This window comes from Nocardia sp. NPDC023733, assembly GCF_040639775.1.
GTDB classification, from domain to species: Bacteria; Actinomycetota; Actinomycetes; order Mycobacteriales; family Mycobacteriaceae; genus Nocardia; species Nocardia rosealba.
The window spans coordinates 684,811-703,306 of record NZ_JBFAAN010000002.1; the positions used below are offsets into that span (position 1 = coordinate 684,811).

Below are 18,496 nucleotides of genomic sequence, written 5' to 3' on the forward strand. Positions count from 1 at the left end.
CTCACCGTGCGTCGGTGGGCGGTTCGTTTGTTCTGTGCGGCTAGGAGGCTTGCTCGGCCGGGAAGCCGGGCACCCAGGTGCGGACCAGCCTCATGAAACCCAGTTCCGCGTCGAGCTGGGCGAGGATGCCGACGGAGCCGCCGAGCACGCGGAAGATCATCACGTACTCCGCCGGGAGTTGCAGCGCCCGAGCGGTTTTCATCTCCGGACTGGAGAATTCCGATGCCTTGCCCGCGACCCGCTGCATCCAGGCCCTGGTGAAATGGAAGGTGTCGGTGCGGATCGGGTCGCTGAACGGGCGCAGGTAGGCCTCGATCTCCTCGTGTGTCACCTTGCGACCCGGAATCACCCACCCGTGCTCGTAGAGCAGCTGGGTGAGGGCCTCGTGGTTCTCGGCGACCGCCAGCGCCAGCATCTCGCCGAGGATGCGGGGGAAACCGCCGGGCATCGGCGCGCAGGCACCGAAGTCGAGGACGGCCAGCTTGCCGTCGGGCCGCACGAGGAAGTTACCCGGATGCGGGTCGCCGTGCAGGAGGCCGACCAGCTCGGGGGAGGAGAAGTGGAAGGTGCCCATCAGCTCGGCGATCCGATTGCGTTGCGCGCGCGTGCCTTCCGGGTCGTCGGCGCCCGCCTTGATGAGCGCCGAGACCGGCGTGCCGTCCAGCCATTCGGTGACGATCACCTTCGGCGCACCCGCCACGACCTTGGGGACCACGATGTGCGGGTGCCCGTCGAAGGCTGCGGCGAAGCGGCGCTGGTTGGCCGCCTCGATGCGATAGTCGAGTTCTTCCTCGGTGCGCTCGGTGATCTCGGCGAGCAGCGGCTTCACGTCCGCGCCGGGGATCACCGACGCCAGCAGACCCGACATCCGCGACAGAGTCTTGAGGTCGGCGCGCAGCGCCTCGTCGGCGCCGGGGTACTGCACCTTCACCGCCACCGCGCGCCCGTCCGACCACACCGCCCGGTGCACCTGACCGATGCTCGCCGACGCGGCGGGGGTGTCGTCGAAGGACTGGAAACGATCACGCCACTTGGTGCCGAGCTGCTGGTCCAGGACCCGGTGCACCGTTTCGATCGGCATCGGCGGTGCGGCGGCCTGCAACTTGGTGAGGGCCTCGCGATAGTGCTCGCCGAATTCCTCGGGCACGGCGGCTTCCATCACGCTCAGCGCCTGGCCGAACTTCATCGCGCCGCCCTTGAGTTCACCGAGCACGGCGAACAACTGCTCGGCGGCCTTCTGGTTCAATCCGGCGTTGATCTGCTGCTTGTCACCCCCGACGAGCTTCTTGCCGAACCCGACGGCGGCTCGCCCCGCGATGCCGAGCGGAATTTTGGCCAACTTGGCATTGCGGCTTGAGCTGCGGCGCACGATCTCGGACACGCTACCCATCATGGCCGAACCTGCGGCCGCTGTGCCATGGGAATGCTCACACCGGCGATCATCGGGTCACCTCCGCGCGATGACCGGCCAGTGTCCGGCAGCCGCATTCCGGGTGCGGTGGCCACGGCCTGCGGTGCAGTTCGTGCGAATCGAGGTCGAGTTCCATGGTGGCGTCCAGGGTCGCGGGCCGTCGTCGCGGTGAGCATTCGACGATGGCTTCCAGCTCGCCGAGCGCCAGTGCGGTGGTCGCCGCCACGCCGGCGGGGGAGGCGTGGCCGGTGCGGCCGAGCAGTTGCGCCGCCAGGTGCGGCCAGTCGTGGTCGAGGCCCGCACGGGTGAGGTCAGCGCACCGCAGGCAGCTGGTCTGACCGGGCAGGACGAGGGGACCGACGACGCCGATACCGTCACGCACGCGCACCTGCAGGTGCGGCACCCTCCGCAACACCAGGTCGACCGACAGGCGTGGGTCGATCATCAGCGCGTCGGTGAGTACCACCAGATCGCAGCCGGGGGGACCGACCACCACCTCGGGGCGGAACGTGCGCGATCGTGAGGGCCGGAAACCCATGCGGCGCAATCCGATCGTCACCGCGTCGGACAACGGGCCGAGCCCGTGCACGGTGATCGACCGGATCTTGGCCTGTTTGCGCTCGGGTTGCAGCAGCAGCCCCGCCCGGTCGATCGCGGTGAGCAACGCGACGGTGCGATCGGGGGAGATACCGAATTCACCGGCGCGCCAGATGATCTGCGGCCGCGACTGCAGACCGTCGAGCAGCCGGAGGAAGGCGAGCACCGTGCCGGTGTCGAGCTCGGTGGTCTCGAGGACGAGCGCGCGTTCGGGGTCCCAGCCCAGTTGCACCGTGCCCGAGGGCCGGACCAGGGTGGTCACCCTCGGGTGCAGCATCGGGCCGCGCAGTGGTGTTGTGGTCGTCATGCCAGAAGTATCGGCATCGCCTCGCCTGCGACCAGGGCCCGAAAGCCCAGTTATCCACAGGTTTTGGGCGTGTCGCTTCGACGATCTCGCCTTGTGAACAGACGATGTTCCGCCCGTCGTTACGGCGATTCGAGACGGCGCCACGCCGAAAAGCCGTGTCGCGCAACCACCGGCGGAAAGTTTTTCACCGCCGGTGGTCGCGCACCCTCACGAGTGGTCGGACTCCGGGTCGTCGCCGGTGTCGTCGGACTTCTTCTCGTCCTGCTGCGCCTGGTCGCGCTCGCGGGCCTCGGTCTCGGCGAGCTGGGCCAGCGGATCGTCGAAAGCGCCTGTGCCGCCGCCGATCACGGAGTCGATGAACCCGGCGGGGGAGTCGAGGTCGGTGGAATCGGGCAGCAGGTCGGGGTGTGCCCACACCCCGTCGCGACGCTCCATGCCCGCGTCGTCGGTGAGCCTGCGCCACAGCGCCGAGGCCTCACGCACCTTGCGCGGGCGCAGCTCGAGACCGACCAGCGTCGCGAAGGTCTGCTCGGCGGGCCCACCGGTCGCACGGCGGCGACGCAGCGTCTCCGACAGCGCCGTCGCACCGGGCAACCGCTCGCCGACCGCGTCGGAGACCACCACGTCGACCCAGCCCTCGATCAGCGCCAGCAGCGTCTCCAGACGTTCCAGTGCGGCCTTCTGCTCGGGCGTGGTCTGCGGTTCGAAAGTGCCCTGCGAGAGCAGTTCCTCCAGCTTGGACGGATCGCTGAGCATCATCGGATCGATGTTCTGGGCGGCGTCCTCCAGCGCGGAGAAGTCCATCTTGATGCCGCGCGCGTACGCCTCGACCGCCCCGAGCACCTGCTGACGCAGCCACGGCACATGCGCGAACAGCCGCTGGTGCGCGGCCTCACGAGCGGCGAGGAACACCATGATCTCGCTCTCGGGCTGCTCGAGTCCCTCGCTGAACGAGGCGATCGCGCTCGGCAGCAGCGCGGCGGTTCCGGCCGGTCCGAGGGGAAGACCGATATCGGTGGAGGTGAGCACCTCCTTGGCCAGCTGACCGAGCGCCTGACCCAGCTGCGAACCGAACGCGAGCCCACCCATCTGGCCGAGCATGCCGACCATCGGACCGGCGAACTGCTTGGCCTCCTCGGGCAACTGCGCGGTCCACATGCCGGAGATCTGCTCGGCCACCGGGTCGCACAGGCGCTTCCAGGTGGGCAGCGTCTCCTCGATCCAGTCGTTGGCCGTCCATGCCACGGTCTTGTTCGCACCCGCCGGAAGGACGGTCGAACCGTCGAGCCACAGCTCGGCCAGGTGCGCCGCGTCGGCGACGGCGGAGGAGGTCTTCGCGGCGATCGGTGCGACGGTGGCACCGAGCTGCTGACGCGCCAGCCGCTTGGCCACGTCGTAGTTGACCGGGCCGGACTGGGCGCCGCCCGGGCTGCCACCCTGGCTCATGCCGCTGATCATCTGGCCGAGCTGGGTCAGCATCTGACCCAGCTGCGACGGGTCGAAACCGCCCGTGCCGCCCGCCCCGAAACCGAACGGATCCGATCCGCCGGGTCCGTTCGCCTCGTCGCGACGCTTACCGGACTCGTCGTCGTCGCGGTTCGAGAAGCCGAAGGGGTGATCGCTCATGCCTCTTACGTTACGCGGGACCTGCCGGTCCACGGTGTTCGCGCATCGCGAAATCGTCGGCGGGGCCGACGGCGCAAAAGCGTGCCACTACCGTCGCCCGGCGAAGGTGATCACTACTGTGGTCGGAGTGAATCGTCGGATCCTCACCCTGATCGTGGCCCTGGTACCCGTCCTCGTGCTCGGCGTGGTCGGCAGTGTGGTCACCGTTCCGTTCGTCGCACTCGGCCCCGGCCCGACCTTCGACACCCTCGGCCAGGTCGACGGTAAGCAGGTGGTCGACGTCACGGGCGCACCCCTCGATCCGACCACCGGTCAGCTCAATATGACGACCGTTTCGGTCCGCGACGAGCTGAACCTGTTCGAAGCGTTCGGGTTCTGGGTGAGCGGTGAGCACGGCCTCGTCCCGCGCGCCGAGGTGTACCCGCCCGGCGTGTCGCGCGAAGAGGTCGACAAGTCCAACCAGCAGGACTTCAAGGATTCCGAGAGCAACGCCGAGGTCGCCGCGCTGCACCACCTGAAGCTGCCGACGGTGGTCCTGGTGCGCGGTGTCGTCGAGGACGGCCCGGCCAAGGACATCCTCGCCGCCGACGACCAGATCATCAGCATCGACGGCAAGCCGATCAACGCGCCCCGAGAAGTGATCGACCTGGTCGGCACCAAGGGACCCGGCGACGTCATCACCGTCGTCTACCGGCGCGGCGACGTCGAGCAGACCACCCCGATCACCCTCGCCGCCCGCCCCGACGACAGCAACAAGGGCTACCTGGGCATCGGCCTCGGCGAGGGTGGGCGCCCGCCGCTGAAGGTGGAGTTCAACCTCGCCGATATCGGCGGTCCCTCGGCCGGGCTCATGTTCAGCTTGGCCCTGATCGACAAGCTCTCACCCGGCGAACTCAACGGCGGCAAGTTCGTCGCGGGCACCGGAACCATCGACCAGGACGGCAAGGTCGGCCCGATCGGCGGCATCCAGTACAAGATGATCGCCGCGCGTGAGGCGGGCGCCGAAACCTTCCTCGTGCCCGCCGCCAACTGCAACGAGGCAGCTCAGCGCATCCCGGAAGGGCTGCGGCTGGTGAAGGTCGACACCCTCGACACCGCGATCACCGCCCTGTCCGACATCGAAGCAGGCCGCGAACCGATCAGCTGCAGTTGACATGGCGGCCGGCGCCGCGGTCGATCACTCGAGAGTGTGGTGCAGGGCCTCGACGAGGCCCGGGGCCAGGTTCGGGTAGGTGCGCAGGTCGAGGTCGCCGAAGCCGTCGTCGTCCTCGGGGCGGATCTGCAGCAGGCACAGCGACGCGCCCTGGCGCAACACGCCCGCGATGAGGCGGGCATCGCGGCGGCCCGGGTGGGCGTGGGCGGCGGCGCGCCCGGCCGCGTCGGCGGCTTCGTCGTCGGCGAGCAGCGGAACGAGCGCCTCGTCCAGATCGCTCTCCGCGTCCGGCGGCAGCACCACGATCTCCTGGACGAGCACGCAACCCTCGACCGCGGGCGGCCAGGTGGTGGTGGCCAGGAATTCGTCGAGCGCCATCGAACCGCCGGTGATGTCGTCGGGGAAGGCTTCCTGGGCCACGGGTGTCAGTTCGCTGCCGTCGTCGAGCTGATCCTGCAGGTCCGGTTCGGCCGCGGCCAGGTCGGCGGTCGGCACCAACGCGAACATCTGCGGCGGATTGCCCCAGCCCTCGGCGTCGGCGAACTCGACGACCTCGCGCACACAGCGGGCGAGGAGAACTTCGGCGTGCTCGTCATCGGTCACCCGACCATCCAATCATTTTCGGCCCTGCCGCTTGCATGGTGTCCGATTTCCGTAGAGTGGGCGCCAACGATCCCGAACAGGATCACCCGCAACATCGGACTGCGGTGTCCGCGCCCGGAATCGGTCGCGGAACCGCCGGAGCATGGAGAGTGGCACCGTGGGCATGCGGCCCCCCACCGGCTTACCTTCGTTGTCCCGACGCAGCCGTGTGCTGCTGGTGACGGCTGTCGTCCTCGCGGCGCTGCTGCTGCTCGGGCCCCGCCTCACCGACGCCTATACCAACTGGTTGTGGTTCGGCGAGGTCGGCTATCGCAGTGTGTATCTGGGCGTGTTGCGCACCAGATTCATCTTGTTCGTCGTGATCGGCCTGTTCGTCGGGCTCGTGGTGTGGGCGGCGCTGCTGCTCGCCTACCGTTCGCGTCCGGTGTTCGTACCGGTCGCCGGGCCAAACGATCCGATCGCGCGCTACCGCACCACCGTGATGGCGCGGCTGCGCTGGTTCGGCATCGGCATCCCGGTGCTGCTCGGCCTGCTGTCGGGCCTGGTGGCGCAGTCGAATTGGGCAACGGTGCAGCTGTTCCTGCACGGCGGCGACTTCGGTCAGCAGGACCCGCAGTTCCATCTCGACATCGGGTTCTACACCTTCGACCTGCCGTTCTACCGGATGGTGCTGAACTGGCTGTTCGTCGCCGTGGTCATCGCGTTCTTCGCGAACCTGGTGACCCACTACGTGTTCGGCGGCCTGCGTCTGGCCGGACGCGAGGGCGCGCTCACCCGTGCCGCACGGGTGCAGCTGGCCGTGATCGCCGGCATCTTCGTGCTGCTCAAGGCCGTGGCGTACTGGTTCGACCGGTACGACCTGCTGTCGAGCACGCGCAAGGAACCCACCTTCAGCGGTCCGTCGTTCACCGATATCAACGCGGTACTGCCCGCCAAACTGATCCTGCTGTCGATCGCGGTGATCTGCGCGATCGCGTTCTTCGCCGGCATCGTGCTGCGCGATCTGCGGGTGCCCGCGATGGCGGCGGCGCTGCTTGTGCTCTCCTCGATCCTGGTCGGCGCGGTGTGGCCGATGGTCGTTGAGCAGTTCTCGGTGCGACCCAATGCCGCCGAGAAGGAAAGCCAGTACATCGAGCGCAATATCCAAGCCACGCGCGAGGCGTACGGCATCACCGACGACAAGGTCGAGTATCGCGACTACCAGGGTGTGAGCACCAAGAGCCCGCTCGAGGTGCCCGCCGACGCGGCGACCATCGGCAATGCCCGGCTGCTCGACCCGAACATCCTCTCGCCCACCTTCACCCAGCTGCAGCAGCGCAAGAACTTCTACGGCTTCCCGGAGTCGCTCGACATCGACCGCTACAACGTCAACGGCGAGCTCCAGGACTACATCGTCGCCGCGCGTGAGCTGCATCCGGCGGCACTGTCGGGTAACCAGAAGGACTGGATCAACCAGCACACCGTCTACACCCACGGCAACGGCTTCGTCGCCGCGCCCGCCAACCGGGTGAACAAGCCGCAGTCCGACGCGCAGAGCGCCTCGGGTGGCAGTGATTCGGGCTATCCGCTGTTCACGGTGAGCGACCTGTTCACCGAGAAGGACAAGCAGCAGATCAAGGTCGACCAGCCGCGCATCTACTTCGGCGAGCTGATCTCCCAGACCGACCCCGACTACGCCATCGTCGGTACCGCCGAGGGTGAGGTACCGCGCGAATACGACTCCGACACGGCGCAATTCACCTACGACGGCAGCGGCGGCGTGCCGGTGGGCAACTGGTTCAACCGGTTGGCCTTCGCCGCCAAGTACGCCGAGCGCAACATCCTGTTCTCCTCGGCGATCAGCGAGGACTCCAAGATCCTGTTCAACCGGTCGCCGCGCGACCGGGTGCAGAAGGTGGCGCCGTGGTTGACCACCGACGGCAACGCCTACCCGGCGGTCGTCGGTGAGCGCATCGTGTGGATCGTCGATGCCTACACCACCCTCGACAAGTACCCCTACGCGCAGTCGACCTCGCTCGACGGCGCGGTCGAGGACAGCATCGACAAGAAGACCGGCCGGGCCATCCCGCGCAAGGAGGTCAGCTACATCCGCAACTCGGTGAAGGCCACCGTCGACGCCTACGACGGCACCGTCACCCTGTACGAGACCGACACCAACGACCCGGTGCTCAACGCCTGGCAGGGCGTCTTCCCCGACGCTGTGAAGCCGGAGAGCGAGATCTCGGCGGAACTGCGCGCCCACTTCCGCTACCCGGAAGACCTGTTCAAGGTGCAGCGCGAGATGCTCACCAAGTACCACGTGGACAACCCGCGCGAGTTCTTCACCAACAACGCGTTCTGGTCGGTGCCCAGCGATCCGACGATCGAGGGCGGAACCTTCAACCAGCCGCCGTACTACGTGTTGCTCGGTGATCCGAAGACCAACAAGCCGGTGTTCAACCTGACCTCCTCGATGGTCGGCTACAACCGCGAGTATTTGTCGGCCTACATCTCGGTGCGGTCGGACCCGGAGGGCTACGGCAAGTTCACAGTGCTGCAGCTGCCCGGCGAGACGCAGACGCAGGGTCCGCAGCAGACGCAGAACTCGATGACCACCGCCGACGCGGTGTCACGGGAGAAGACGCTGCTGTCGAACTCGAACAAGATCCGCTACGGCAATCTGCTCACCCTGCCGGTGGCCGACGGCGGCATCCTGTACGTGGAGCCGTTCTACAACGAACGCAACACGGGTTCGTCGACCTTCCCGCAGCTGCTGCGTGTGCTGGTGAGCTACCGCGACTCCGGTGGCGGTGTGAAGGTCGGTTACGCGGCGACCCTCGCCGACGCGCTCAATCAGGTGATCCCGGGCGCCGGTTCGCTGGCGACACCGTTCGGCGGCGACCCGTCGGTGAAGCCGAAACCGGGGGCGACCCCGCCGGTCGACCAGGGCTCGACCCCGCCCGCCGGTGGCGTCGTTCCGCCGCCGCCCGCGACGGGCACCCCGTCGACGCCGACTCAGGAAGCCGCCGCGGCCGAGCTGAGCCGCAAGATCGAGGCGGTGCGCACCGCGATGCGCACGGGCAACTTCGCCGATTTCGGTAAGGCGCTCGAGGAACTGGACAAGGCCGTGCAGGCCTACCAGGACGCCGGCGGCCGGTAACGGTTCGCGACACAAGAAGGCCCCGCCGGAATCGGCGGGGCCTTCTTGCTGCAGGGGGAAAAGTGGATCAGCCGGCGATCTGCGCGATCAGCGGGGCGTTGGCGTTGAGCAGGTCCTGGTACTGACCTGCGACACCGTACTGCTCGGCCAGGGCACGGCCCGCGGCGGTGGCCTGGTCGACGGCGGCGCGCACCTCGCTGGGGGCCTCGGCGGGCAGCTCGACCGGGAGCTCGACGGCAGGCTCCTCGACGGGGGCCGGGATGGGCTCGGGCTCGGCGGCCTGCAGGTACCGGCCGCAGTGCGGCCACGCGCCGACACCCTGGGTGGCGAGCACGTTCTCCGCGACGCGGATCTGCTCTTCCTTGCTCGCGGTGTGGGCCGAGCCCTGTCCGCCGTTGGCAGCCCAGGTGCTCTGCGAGAACTGCAGGCCACCGTAGTAACCGTTGCCGGTGTTGATGCCCCAGTTGCCACCGCTCTCGCACTGGGCGACGCCGTCCCAGTTGTGGGCGGCGGCGGAGGCGGTGCCGGTGGCGAGGCTGAACGGAACGGCAACCAGGGCGCCGGTGACGGCGGCGACGCCGAGGGCACGGGTGCGGAATTTCCGGGTTTCAGTCATGGGGGAGACGCTAACCAAGAATTGCGCGCCGATCACATCTTGATAACGGACTCATTGTGTGATTGGAACAGTCGCCTTTTCGAGGTTTATGCGGTGTATCCGGCGGGAATACATAAGCGCCGAGCGGTTTGTGATTGCACCGTTATGTGCCCGAGATCACGGCGAAATAGTGACCCCGGTCACTGGTTCAGATGCGCGATCCGGTTTGGCCAGAATCAGGTGATGGTCATCACAATCGAACGCTTCGTCGGCGTCCCCATGTTCGTGAAGATCGCTCCGCAACCGCGAAAAACCCGGCCTGACCTGACGATTTGGCATCTACGCTAACCCGTGTGTAATGTTGTATTCACCGACGCGGGGTGGAGCAGCTCGGTAGCTCGCTGGGCTCATAACCCAGAGGTCGCAGGTTCAAATCCTGTCCCCGCTACAAACGAAGACGGTCCTGACCACAAGGTCAGGACCGTCTTCTTTTATGTCCAGGCGCCGTGCGGCTGAGTCTCCCGACCCTGTTGACCGTCACCGTTTCCGCTGTTCACCGTCGGTGACATGTACAAGGACGTAGCCGACACCGTGTTCCCCAGGGATTCCCCGGCATAGGTTCGAGACGGCCTCGATGGCCGCGTGAGGTCGACCGCCCCACGCTTCGGCTGATGCTCCTGGGGAGGGACCACATGTCGCGGCCCGGTAGTTTGCGAACCTGCGCGATCGCCGCGCTCGCCGTCGCGGCGGCGCTCACGGCAGCCCCGGCTTGGGCAGGCCCGTCGCTGGTCGACGACGTCCTGCCCGCCCCCTCGCTGCCCGCGGCGTCCACACAACTGGTCAAGGACCTGCCCGCCGACGTCGCCGCCCTGTGGCAAGCCACCCGCGCCACCCCCACCGGCGACCCCCTGTTCGACGCCTGGCCCGCCGACCTCGCGGACCGGCGCCCGGGCGAGATCATCGAACAGCGCGATGTGACAGCCACGGCGGCGCCGTTCGCGGTCGTGCCGATCCAGCAGGCCTTGCTGCTGAAATTCCGCACAACCGACTCGCGGGGCGCGCCGTCCTTCGCGACCGCGACGCTTCTCGTTCCCGCTGCCGCGCCCCCGTCCGGAATGACCAGGCAGGTGGTGGTCAACGCCCTGCCGATCAACTCGCTCGGCGCGACCTGCACGCCGGGATACGGGCTCGCACACGGTGCCCACCCGAAATTCAACATGGGCGACCTCTTCCCACCGACGATGGCCTGGGCGCTGAACCGCGGCCATGCGGTGCTCGTGCCCGATCACGAGGGACCGTTGATGGCGTACGCGGAGCCGACGGTCGCCGGGCACGCGGTGCTCGACGCGATCCGCGCGGTGCGTGCGGTGCGCCCCGAGGTATTCGGCGACAGCCGGTTCGCCGTCGGCGGGTACTCCGGCGGCGCGATCGCCGCCTACGGCACCGCCGTGCTGCAACCCGAATACGCACCCGAACTCGGCGACGCGCTCGCCGGCGTCGCCATGGGCGGGCTGATCAGCGACTATCCCGCCATCGCCGCCCGCTTCAACGGCAGCTTCGCCTCCGGAATCCTGATGGCCGCGGGCTTCGCCGTAGCCCGCGAGCACCCCACCCTGCTCGCCCAGCTGAACCATCTCGGTCAGTGGGTGGCGACCTCACCGATCCGCGACCTCTGCGGTGACAGCAACGGCCCGCTCGGTCTGCTCGGCCTGCCGGTGGACGTCGGGATGTCACCACCGAACCCGCTCGCCTCCGACGCGATCCGGGAGATCTTCACGCGCACCGACCTGAGCGGCCGCACCGCCGACGCGCCGCTGTACATCTATCACGGGCAATTCGATTTCGGCGTACCACCGGAGCAGGGTCTCGCCGTCGCCAGGCGGCACTGCGCAGGCGATACGCAAGTGGTCTTCCGGTCGTTGCCCACTGAACACAGTCTCGGGATGATGGCCGGTTGGTCCGGTGCGATGGAGTGGATGGATGCCCGGCTGGCCGGGACACCAGCGCCGCGGGAGTGCCCCTGACCGTGGCCGCGACAAAGCCGACGGCGCCGCCCCTGGTGGGAGTCGGCGCCGTCGGCGGTAGAGCGTGTGGTCAGGCGTCGAGGTCGCTGGCCACCAGTTCCGCGATCTTGTCGAGGGTCGGCTGATCGTCGGAGCTGATGACGACCTCCGCGCCCTGACCCGCGCCGAGGGTCATGATCATCAGCGCCGACCCGGCATCGACCGGATCGCCACCCGTGAGCGCGATGGTGACGGGCACGCCCGCCGCACCGACCGCCTCCGCGATCAGGGCGGCGGGGCGCGCGTGCAGGCCGACCGAGGAGCCGACGGTGACGGTGGTGCTTGGCATGGGTTTCTCCTTGTTGTGCGAGGTGACGTTCTTACGCGGTGGTGAGAGCAGGGGACTTCTTGCCGGTGAGCTCCTTGGCGAGGGTGACGCAGGCGGCGCCGACGACCGTGCCCGCCAGCACCGACACGATGAACCACAGCACGTGACCGATGGCGAAGAACACGAAGATCCCGCCGTGCGGTGCGCTCAAGGTGACCTCGGTGGCCATGACCATGCCGCCGGTCACCGCGCCGCCGACCATCATCGACGGCAGCACCCGCAGCGGGTCGGCCGCGGCGAACGGGATGGCGCCCTCGGAGATGAACGAGGCGCCGAGCAGCCAGGCCGCCTTGCCGTTCTCCCGCTCGGCCGCGGTGTAGAGGCGGGGCCGCAGCGTTGTCGACAGCGCCATCGCCAGCGGCGGAACCATGCCCGCCGCCATCACCGCGGCCATGATCCGCAAGGTGGTGTTGTCGGTGACCGACAGGCCCGCGGCGGCGAACGAGTAGGCCGCCTTGTTCACCGGCCCGCCGAGATCGAAGCACATCATCACGCCGAGGATCACCCCGAGCGCGATCGCCGAACTACCCGAAAGACCGCCGAGCCAGTCGGTGAGCGCGTCGGTGACCGCCGCCAGCGGCTTGCCGAGCAACACGAACATCAGCACACCGACGATCAGCGACGCCAGCAACGGAATCACCACCACGGGCATCAATCCACGCGCCCACGTCGGAACGGGCAGCTTGCTCACCCACAGCGCCGCGAAACCACCGATCAGACCACCGACGAGGCCGCCGAGGAAGCCCGCGCCGACGACAAGAGCGATCGCGCCCGCCGTGAAGCCCGGTGCCAGACCGGGCCGGTCGGCGATGGCGAAGGCGATATACCCGGCCAGCGCCGGAACGAGGAAGCCGAACGCGAGCACACCGATCTGGTTGAGCACGGCGGCGAAATAGGTGGCCAGACCGCCGTCGGGCAGGTCGGTGAGCGAGTTGTTCAGCACGATGTCTTTGGCGCTGTCGGAGATCTCGTAACCGCCGAGCAGGAAACTCAACGCGATCAGCAGACCGCCCGCCGCGACGAACGGGATCATGTAGCTCACGCCGGTCAGCAGGATCTGCCGCAGCCGCGTACCCCAGCCGATGCCCTTGGCCGCCGGCTCACCCGTCGTGGGTGCTGCTGCCCCGCCGACCGTGGCGGCGCCGGGGGTCCGTGCGGCCGCGACCGCCTCGGCGATCATTGTGTCCGGTTCGTTGATAGCCCGCTTCACACCGGATTCGATGACCGGTTTCCCCGCGAACCGGCTCCGATCCTTCACTCCCACATCGGTGGCGAAGATGACCGCGTCGGCGCCGGTGATGGTTCCCGGATCGAGCTTGGCCCCACCGCTGGATCCCTGCGTCTCCACCGCGAGGTCGACACCTGCCCGCTCGGCGGCGGCGGCGAGGGAATCGGCGGCCATATAGGTGTGGGCGATGCCGGTCGGGCACGCCGTGACCGCCACGATCTTCGTCGGTGTCGCCGACTTGTTCAGGTCGGTCGCGTCAGCAGGGGTACCCGCGTCACCGCTCGATTCCGCATGACCGGCGGCATCGGATGAGTCAGCAGCATCTTCACCGGATGCGGCAGTCCCTCCCGTATCGGTCGCGCCCGCGCCGGACGATGAGGCAGTGGCCCCACCCGCACCGACAGCATCGGTCGTGTCGGCTGCCGTTGATGCCGCACCAGTGGCACTGGTCGCGCCCGCTGTCGAAACGCCCGCACCCGTGGCCGTGGGGGCGCTGGACGCAGGCGGGGGATTGATCACCCCGTCGACCAATGCGACAACCTCGGCGGGCGTGGCGGCCGAGCGAAGGTCGTTGACGAAGGCAGGGCGGACCAGCGCCCGGGCCAGGGACGACAGGAGCTTCATGTGGTCCGCACCCGCGCCTTCGGGGGCGGCGATGAGGAACACCAGGTCGGCCGGTCCGTCGGGCGCACCGAAGTCGACGCCGGGGGCGAGGCGGGCGAAGGCGAGCGAGGGTGCGGTGACCGCGCTCGCCCGGCAGTGCGGGATGGCGATGCCGCCGGGTAACCCGGTCGCCGATTGGGCCTCCCGGTTCAGCGCGGCCTCGCTCACGGCGGCCGCGTCGGTGGCCCGGCCCTGCTCGGCCAGCTTGCCTGCCAGTGCGGTGATGACCGATTGCTTGTCGGCGCCGAAGTCGGCGCCGAGGGTGACCAGGTCTTGGGTGATGATCGAATCGGCCATCGTCGTGTCTTTCCGGTGTCGGGTGGAGCGGGATCGAACGGGAGGTCAGCTGGTCGCGGTGTCGCCCAGTGCCTTCGGCAGCACGTCCGGGAGCGGGTGGGCCATGACGGCTTCGAGCAGGATGTCGGCTGGCCCCGGCAGTTCCGTACCGGGCAGCGCGGTGGCGGCGCTGCCGTAGGCGACGGCGGCGCGCAGCCGATCGGCCGGGTCGAGGCCCGCCAGGTCGGCGAGCAGGTACCCGGCCAGTGCGGAATCGCCCGCACCGACCGTGCTGCGCGCGACGATCGGCGGCGCACCGGCGAACCAGGCGCCCTCGGCGGTGACCAGCACCGCTCCCGCCGCGCCGAGGGTGGCGAGCACGGCACCGACGCCGTGCTCGATCAGTGACGTGGCGGCCTGCGCCGCTGCCGTGGGATTCTCGAGGTCGACGGCGTCGAGCCCCGTGAGCTGGGCCAGCTCCTCGCTGTTCGGTTTGATGAGATCCGGTACGGCAGAGCCTGGTTCGTCGAACAGGGCGAGCAAGGGCGCCTCGGACGTGTCGACCGCGATCCTGGCCGATCCGGTGGCCGACAGCTCGCCCACGAGCCGCGCGTACCAATCCACGGGCACGCCGGGCGGCAACGAACCGGACAGCACAACCCACGAAGCGCCTGCGGCTGCTTCTGCCAGCGCGCCGGCGAGTGCGTCGAGTTCCGGTGCTCGCAGCGGATGCCCGGGTTCGTTGATTTTCGTTGTGGTGCCGTCGATTTCGGCGATCGTGAGATTGGTCCGTGGGGCGCCACCGGTCGGCACGGCACGGAACGCGATGCCCGCGCCGCGCAATCCGCTCACCACCGGGTCGTCCTCGGTGCCCGGCAGTACGGCCAGCGCGGACACCCCGCCCGAGGTGAGCACGCGTGCCACGTTGACGCCCTTGCCCCCGGGCTGGGAATTGACGTTCGCCGCGCGGTGCACCTGCCCTCGGCGCAGCGGTTCGGTGAGTGTCACCGTCCGGTCGACACTCGGGTTCGCGGTCAGTGTGACGATCATGCGAGCACCACTTCGATTCCCTCGGCGATCAGTTTGTCGTGTGCGGCGGACGGAATGTCGGTGTCGGTGACAAGCACGTCGATATCAGCGGTGGTACCGAAGCTCACCAAGTCCTCCCGCCCGATCTTGGAGGCGTCGGCGACGACGACCACACGGTCGGCGGCCGCGATCATGGCCCGCTTCACGGCGGCCTCCTCCGGGTCGGGGGTGGACAGCCCGTGCCGAACGGTGAGCGCGTTGGTGCCGAGAAACGCGATATCGACGCGCAATTCGCCGAGTACGCGCAGGGTTTCGGCCCCGACTGCGGCCTGGGTGACACCGCGCACGCGCCCACCGAGCAGATGCGTCCGCACCCCGGCGTACCCGGTGAGGCGCGTGGCGACGGGCAGCGAGTTGGTGACGGCGACCAGATCCAGATCGACCGGCAGGGCGGCCGCTACCCGCGAGGTCGTCGTGCCCGCGTCGAACAGCACGCTGCCACCGGACGCGGGCAGGTAGCGCTGGGCCAGTTCGGCGATGCGGTCCTTCTCGGCGGCGCGGGTGCTGTCGCGTTCGACGGTGCCCAGCTCGATGGTGGTGAGCGCGCCCGCTCCGACGGCTCCGCCGTGTACTCGCCGGATCAGGCCGAGCCGGTCGAGTACGGCCAGGTCGCGGCGGACGGTTTCGGTGGTCACCCCGTATTTGTCGGCGAGTTCGGCGACGGAGACGCGACCGTGCTGCCCGATGAGGGTCGCGATGGCCTGCTGCCGTTCCTCGGCGTACATGGTTCCTCCGGTTCGTGAATGTGTACTCATGTTGTTTTATGCCCAGTTATGTGGCTTTGTCAACGACTTTTGGTGAGCCGAGTCACAATCGTTGCCGACGGGCATGACGATGCCGCCGCAGCCGGGGCGAGAGATACATCCGCATCACGCGGGCAGAACACGAGGCGGCCGCACGATCAGGGGCCCGAGGTGGGCCGCACGATGGGGCCTGCGCATGGCTGCGCGCGCTACGGCGCGGGAGCCGGAATGGTCGAGCGTCGAGGGCTCGGATCCAGAGGGAGGGTCAGTCGAAGCCGAGGTCGCTGGTGAGTGGATCGCGTAACGCACCTTCGGCGGCGCGTAGTCGATCGGTGACCGAGGTGAGCAGATCCATCGAATCCTGCGACAGGCCGAGGGCGAGCCGGGTCAGGTGGCGCACGCGGTCGCAGTTGATGCGCTTGGCCAGTGCTGCATCCGGATCGGCGGGAGCGGCCGAGTGTTCGACGACGGTCACGACAGGGGCACTCACAATCTCGGAACGCGCTGCTGGGGGTAGGTGCTGCCTACGTTGGAGTATGACGCACCTTACATGGCCCCGGCGGCGCGCGAGGGCGGGTCGCGTGCGAAAGTTCAGCGATGAGTCAGTTCGCCGACTATCAGAACGAGATCTATCTCACCGCGCTCGGGGGCGTTCTGCCCGAATTCCCCATGGACTACGCCACTCTCGAGCGTAAGGCCACCGCCGCCCTGCCCGATACGCTGCTGCATTACATCGCCGGGGGCGCCGGTGACGAGCTCACCCAGCGCCGCAATGCCGAAGCCTTCGCCGACTGGGGGCTGCTGCCGCGCATGCTGGTCGGCGCGACCGAACGCGACCTCACCGTCAGCGCGTTCGGGCACACCTTCGCCAGCCCATTGTTCCTGGCGCCGGTCGGTGTGATCGGTCTGGTCGGCGAGCAGGGGCACGGTGACATCGCGGTCGCCCAGGCATCGGCGAAAACCGGTGTGCCCGCCATGTATTCGACGCTGATGGAAGACCCCCTGGAAGAGGTCCGCCCGCATGCGGGCGACACCCCCTCGTTCTTCCAGCTCTACACCCCCAAGAACCGCGAACTCGCGGAAAGCCTCGTGCACCGCGCCGAAGCCGCGGGTTACGCGGGCATCACCGTCACCCTCGACACCTGGGTGCCCGGCTGGCGTCCCCGCGACCTGTCCAGCGGCAACTTCCCGCAGCTGCGTGGGCATGTGCTGAAGAACTACACCAGCGACCCGGTATTCCAGGCGATGGTCGGTTCCGACGACCCGAAGATGATTGTGCTGCACTGGGTTTCGACCTTCGGTCACTCGCTGACCTGGGAAGACCTGACCTGGCTGCGCTCGCTCACCGACCTGCCACTGATCCTCAAGGGCATCTCGCATCCCGACGACGCGCGCCGCGCCATCGACCTCGGCGCCGACGGTATCTACTGCTCCAATCACGGTGGGCGCCAGGCCAACGGCGGGCTGAGCGCGCTGGAAACCCTGCCCGAGGTCGCCGCCGCGTGTGACGGCCGGGTGCCGGTGCTGTTCGACTCCGGTGTCCGCTCGGGCGCCGACGTGGTGAAGGCGCTCGGACTCGGTGCGACGATGGTCGGTATCGGCAGGCCCTACGTCTACGCGCTGGCCCTGGGCGGGGTACGCGGTCTGGTGCATCTGCTGCGGGCCTACGCCGCCGAAGCCGACCTGCTGCTGGCCGTCAACGGCTACCCCGATGTGGCCGCCGTGCGCGCGAACATCCGCCCGAGCATCCACGGCAACGCCACCCGCCGCTGAGGTCCTCGGCCCCCAGAATCCGCTCCCGGGGCGGGTTTTGGGGGCAGGGCAACGGCCTCGACCGGAACTTGTCGGTGGGGTGCGGCATCATCAGGGGCACACCACGCTCTAGCACGCACCAACCTCCCGGAGTCCACGATGTCCTCGCCGAGCACCAAGTCCGCATCCCGTCGATCAGCTCCTCCGGTCCTGTCCGAGGCCGAGCTCGCGCGCATCGCAGGCGAGCTGGCCGAGGGCAAACCGCCGATGGTGTGGTTCACCTCTGCGGCCGTCGGCATCGAGGAGGGCAAGTCCGGCAAGATCGTCGCGCTCGGTGACCCGGCCGACGGCGACTTCCTGCAGGTGCGCCCGACCGGTTCCAAAGATGTGCTCTCGTTCGGCCCGAGCGAGGTGACGCTGACCAAGCCGGCCCGCGGGACTACCGTTGCGCCCGGCGGCGCCAAGCCCGCCACGCACCACGTTCCCGAGCCGAGCAACCGAAAGGACACCCCCGTGACCCAGCCCTCGTCTCCGCCGAGTGCCGCGCCGAAGCCCGCCGCGCCGCGTTCGCTCGCGCCCGTGCCCGACGAGGCCACCGCCGCAGCGAAACCGGCGGCGCCGCGTCCGGCCAAGGCCACGGCGGCGCGCAAGCCCAAGGCACCCGAGGTCACCGTCACGCTCACCGGCACCGCCGACGGCGAATGGACCGTCGACGTCGTCAACGGCAAGAAGCGCAGCGTCAAGGGGCTCGCCGTGAACAGCGGCGCGGTCGCCCAGGCGGCCAAGATCCTGCACCCGGAGGTCGAGGAAGTGGTCGCCGGGATCCTGGAAGCCGCGCGGGAGGTGCAGCAGGCCAAGGTGGCTCAGCTGCAGGCCGAACTGGAGGCGGCCAAAAGGCTGCTCGCCGAACTAGGGGACTGACA

15 protein-coding genes and 1 tRNA gene are annotated in these 18,496 nt (G+C 68.7%); 6 read left to right on the forward strand and 10 right to left on the reverse strand.

Annotation, left to right across the window (positions count from 1 at the left end):
* Positions 1-40 precede the first annotated feature (40 nt).
* From AB0F86_RS14595 to AB0F86_RS14605, 3 genes are all read right to left on the reverse strand, one after another.
* Positions 41-1,393, reverse strand: a complete 1,353-nt coding sequence (locus tag AB0F86_RS14595) for an AarF/UbiB family protein (protein WP_356986643.1) — start codon at positions 1,391-1,393, stop codon at positions 41-43.
* A gap of 46 nt (positions 1,394-1,439) precedes the next feature.
* Positions 1,440-2,315: a TOMM precursor leader peptide-binding protein gene (locus tag AB0F86_RS14600; RefSeq protein WP_356986642.1), complete on the reverse strand. Its 876-nt coding sequence runs from the start codon at positions 2,313-2,315 to the stop codon at positions 1,440-1,442.
* A 207-nt stretch (positions 2,316-2,522) separates the two neighbouring features.
* A complete protein-coding gene (locus AB0F86_RS14605) occupies positions 2,523-3,941 on the reverse strand; it encodes a zinc-dependent metalloprotease (protein ID WP_181700395.1) in 1,419 nt (472 codons plus the stop codon).
* A gap of 127 nt (positions 3,942-4,068) precedes the next feature.
* Here AB0F86_RS14605 and AB0F86_RS14610 point away from each other — a divergent pair, with 127 nt between their 5' ends.
* The gene (locus tag AB0F86_RS14610; protein WP_356986640.1) at positions 4,069-5,094 is read left to right on the forward strand and encodes a PDZ domain-containing protein; all 1,026 of its coding nucleotides are present in this window, start codon (positions 4,069-4,071) and stop codon (positions 5,092-5,094) included.
* Positions 5,095-5,118: 24 nt separating this feature from the next.
* On the opposite strand, the gene AB0F86_RS14615 is transcribed toward AB0F86_RS14610, so the two are convergent.
* Positions 5,119-5,697, reverse strand: coding sequence for a PPA1309 family protein (locus tag AB0F86_RS14615; protein WP_067491592.1), 579 nt, complete (start codon positions 5,695-5,697; stop codon positions 5,119-5,121).
* A gap of 157 nt (positions 5,698-5,854) precedes the next feature.
* Between AB0F86_RS14615 and AB0F86_RS14620 the strand changes: the two genes are divergently transcribed.
* Positions 5,855-8,836, forward strand: coding sequence for a UPF0182 family protein (locus AB0F86_RS14620; protein WP_356986638.1), 2,982 nt, complete (start codon positions 5,855-5,857; stop codon positions 8,834-8,836).
* 67 nt (positions 8,837-8,903) lie between these two features.
* Here AB0F86_RS14620 and AB0F86_RS14625 read toward each other — a convergent pair whose 3' ends face one another.
* Positions 8,904-9,452, reverse strand: coding sequence for a transglycosylase family protein (locus AB0F86_RS14625; protein ID WP_181700389.1), 549 nt, complete (start codon positions 9,450-9,452; stop codon positions 8,904-8,906).
* Positions 9,453-9,805: 353 nt separating this feature from the next.
* Between AB0F86_RS14625 and AB0F86_RS14630 the strand changes: the two genes are divergently transcribed.
* Together AB0F86_RS14630 and AB0F86_RS14635 are read left to right on the forward strand one after the other, a co-directional pair.
* Positions 9,806-9,879, forward strand: a tRNA-Met gene (locus AB0F86_RS14630).
* 223 nt (positions 9,880-10,102) lie between these two features.
* Positions 10,103-11,455 (forward strand): lipase family protein, encoded by a 1,353-nt coding sequence (locus AB0F86_RS14635; RefSeq protein WP_356986637.1) that lies wholly within the window; start codon positions 10,103-10,105, stop codon positions 11,453-11,455.
* A gap of 70 nt (positions 11,456-11,525) precedes the next feature.
* Here the strand turns inward: AB0F86_RS14635 and AB0F86_RS14640 are convergent, their stop codons facing one another.
* From AB0F86_RS14640 to AB0F86_RS14660, 5 genes are all read right to left on the reverse strand, one after another.
* The gene (locus AB0F86_RS14640; RefSeq protein WP_067491599.1) at positions 11,526-11,783 is read right to left on the reverse strand and encodes an HPr family phosphocarrier protein; all 258 of its coding nucleotides are present in this window, start codon (positions 11,781-11,783) and stop codon (positions 11,526-11,528) included.
* A 31-nt stretch (positions 11,784-11,814) separates the two neighbouring features.
* Positions 11,815-14,010 (reverse strand): fructose-specific PTS transporter subunit EIIC, encoded by a 2,196-nt coding sequence (locus tag AB0F86_RS14645; protein ID WP_356986636.1) that lies wholly within the window; start codon positions 14,008-14,010, stop codon positions 11,815-11,817.
* 45 nt (positions 14,011-14,055) lie between these two features.
* Positions 14,056-15,039 (reverse strand): 1-phosphofructokinase family hexose kinase, encoded by a 984-nt coding sequence (locus AB0F86_RS14650; RefSeq protein WP_356986634.1) that lies wholly within the window; start codon positions 15,037-15,039, stop codon positions 14,056-14,058.
* On the reverse strand, positions 15,036-15,803 hold the full coding sequence (locus AB0F86_RS14655) for a DeoR/GlpR family DNA-binding transcription regulator (protein ID WP_356986659.1): 768 nt from the start codon (positions 15,801-15,803) through the stop codon (positions 15,036-15,038). The genes AB0F86_RS14650 and AB0F86_RS14655 overlap by 4 nt, the downstream gene beginning before the upstream one ends.
* A gap of 283 nt (positions 15,804-16,086) precedes the next feature.
* On the reverse strand, positions 16,087-16,296 hold the full coding sequence (locus tag AB0F86_RS14660) for a hypothetical protein (protein ID WP_181700380.1): 210 nt from the start codon (positions 16,294-16,296) through the stop codon (positions 16,087-16,089).
* 122 nt (positions 16,297-16,418) lie between these two features.
* Here AB0F86_RS14660 and AB0F86_RS14665 point away from each other — a divergent pair, with 122 nt between their 5' ends.
* Positions 16,419-17,594 (forward strand): alpha-hydroxy-acid oxidizing protein, encoded by a 1,176-nt coding sequence (locus tag AB0F86_RS14665; RefSeq protein WP_356986632.1) that lies wholly within the window; start codon positions 16,419-16,421, stop codon positions 17,592-17,594.
* 138 nt (positions 17,595-17,732) lie between these two features.
* Positions 17,733-18,494: a DUF6319 family protein gene (locus tag AB0F86_RS14670; RefSeq protein ID WP_067491611.1), complete on the forward strand. Its 762-nt coding sequence runs from the start codon at positions 17,733-17,735 to the stop codon at positions 18,492-18,494.
* Positions 18,495-18,496 lie beyond the last annotated feature (2 nt).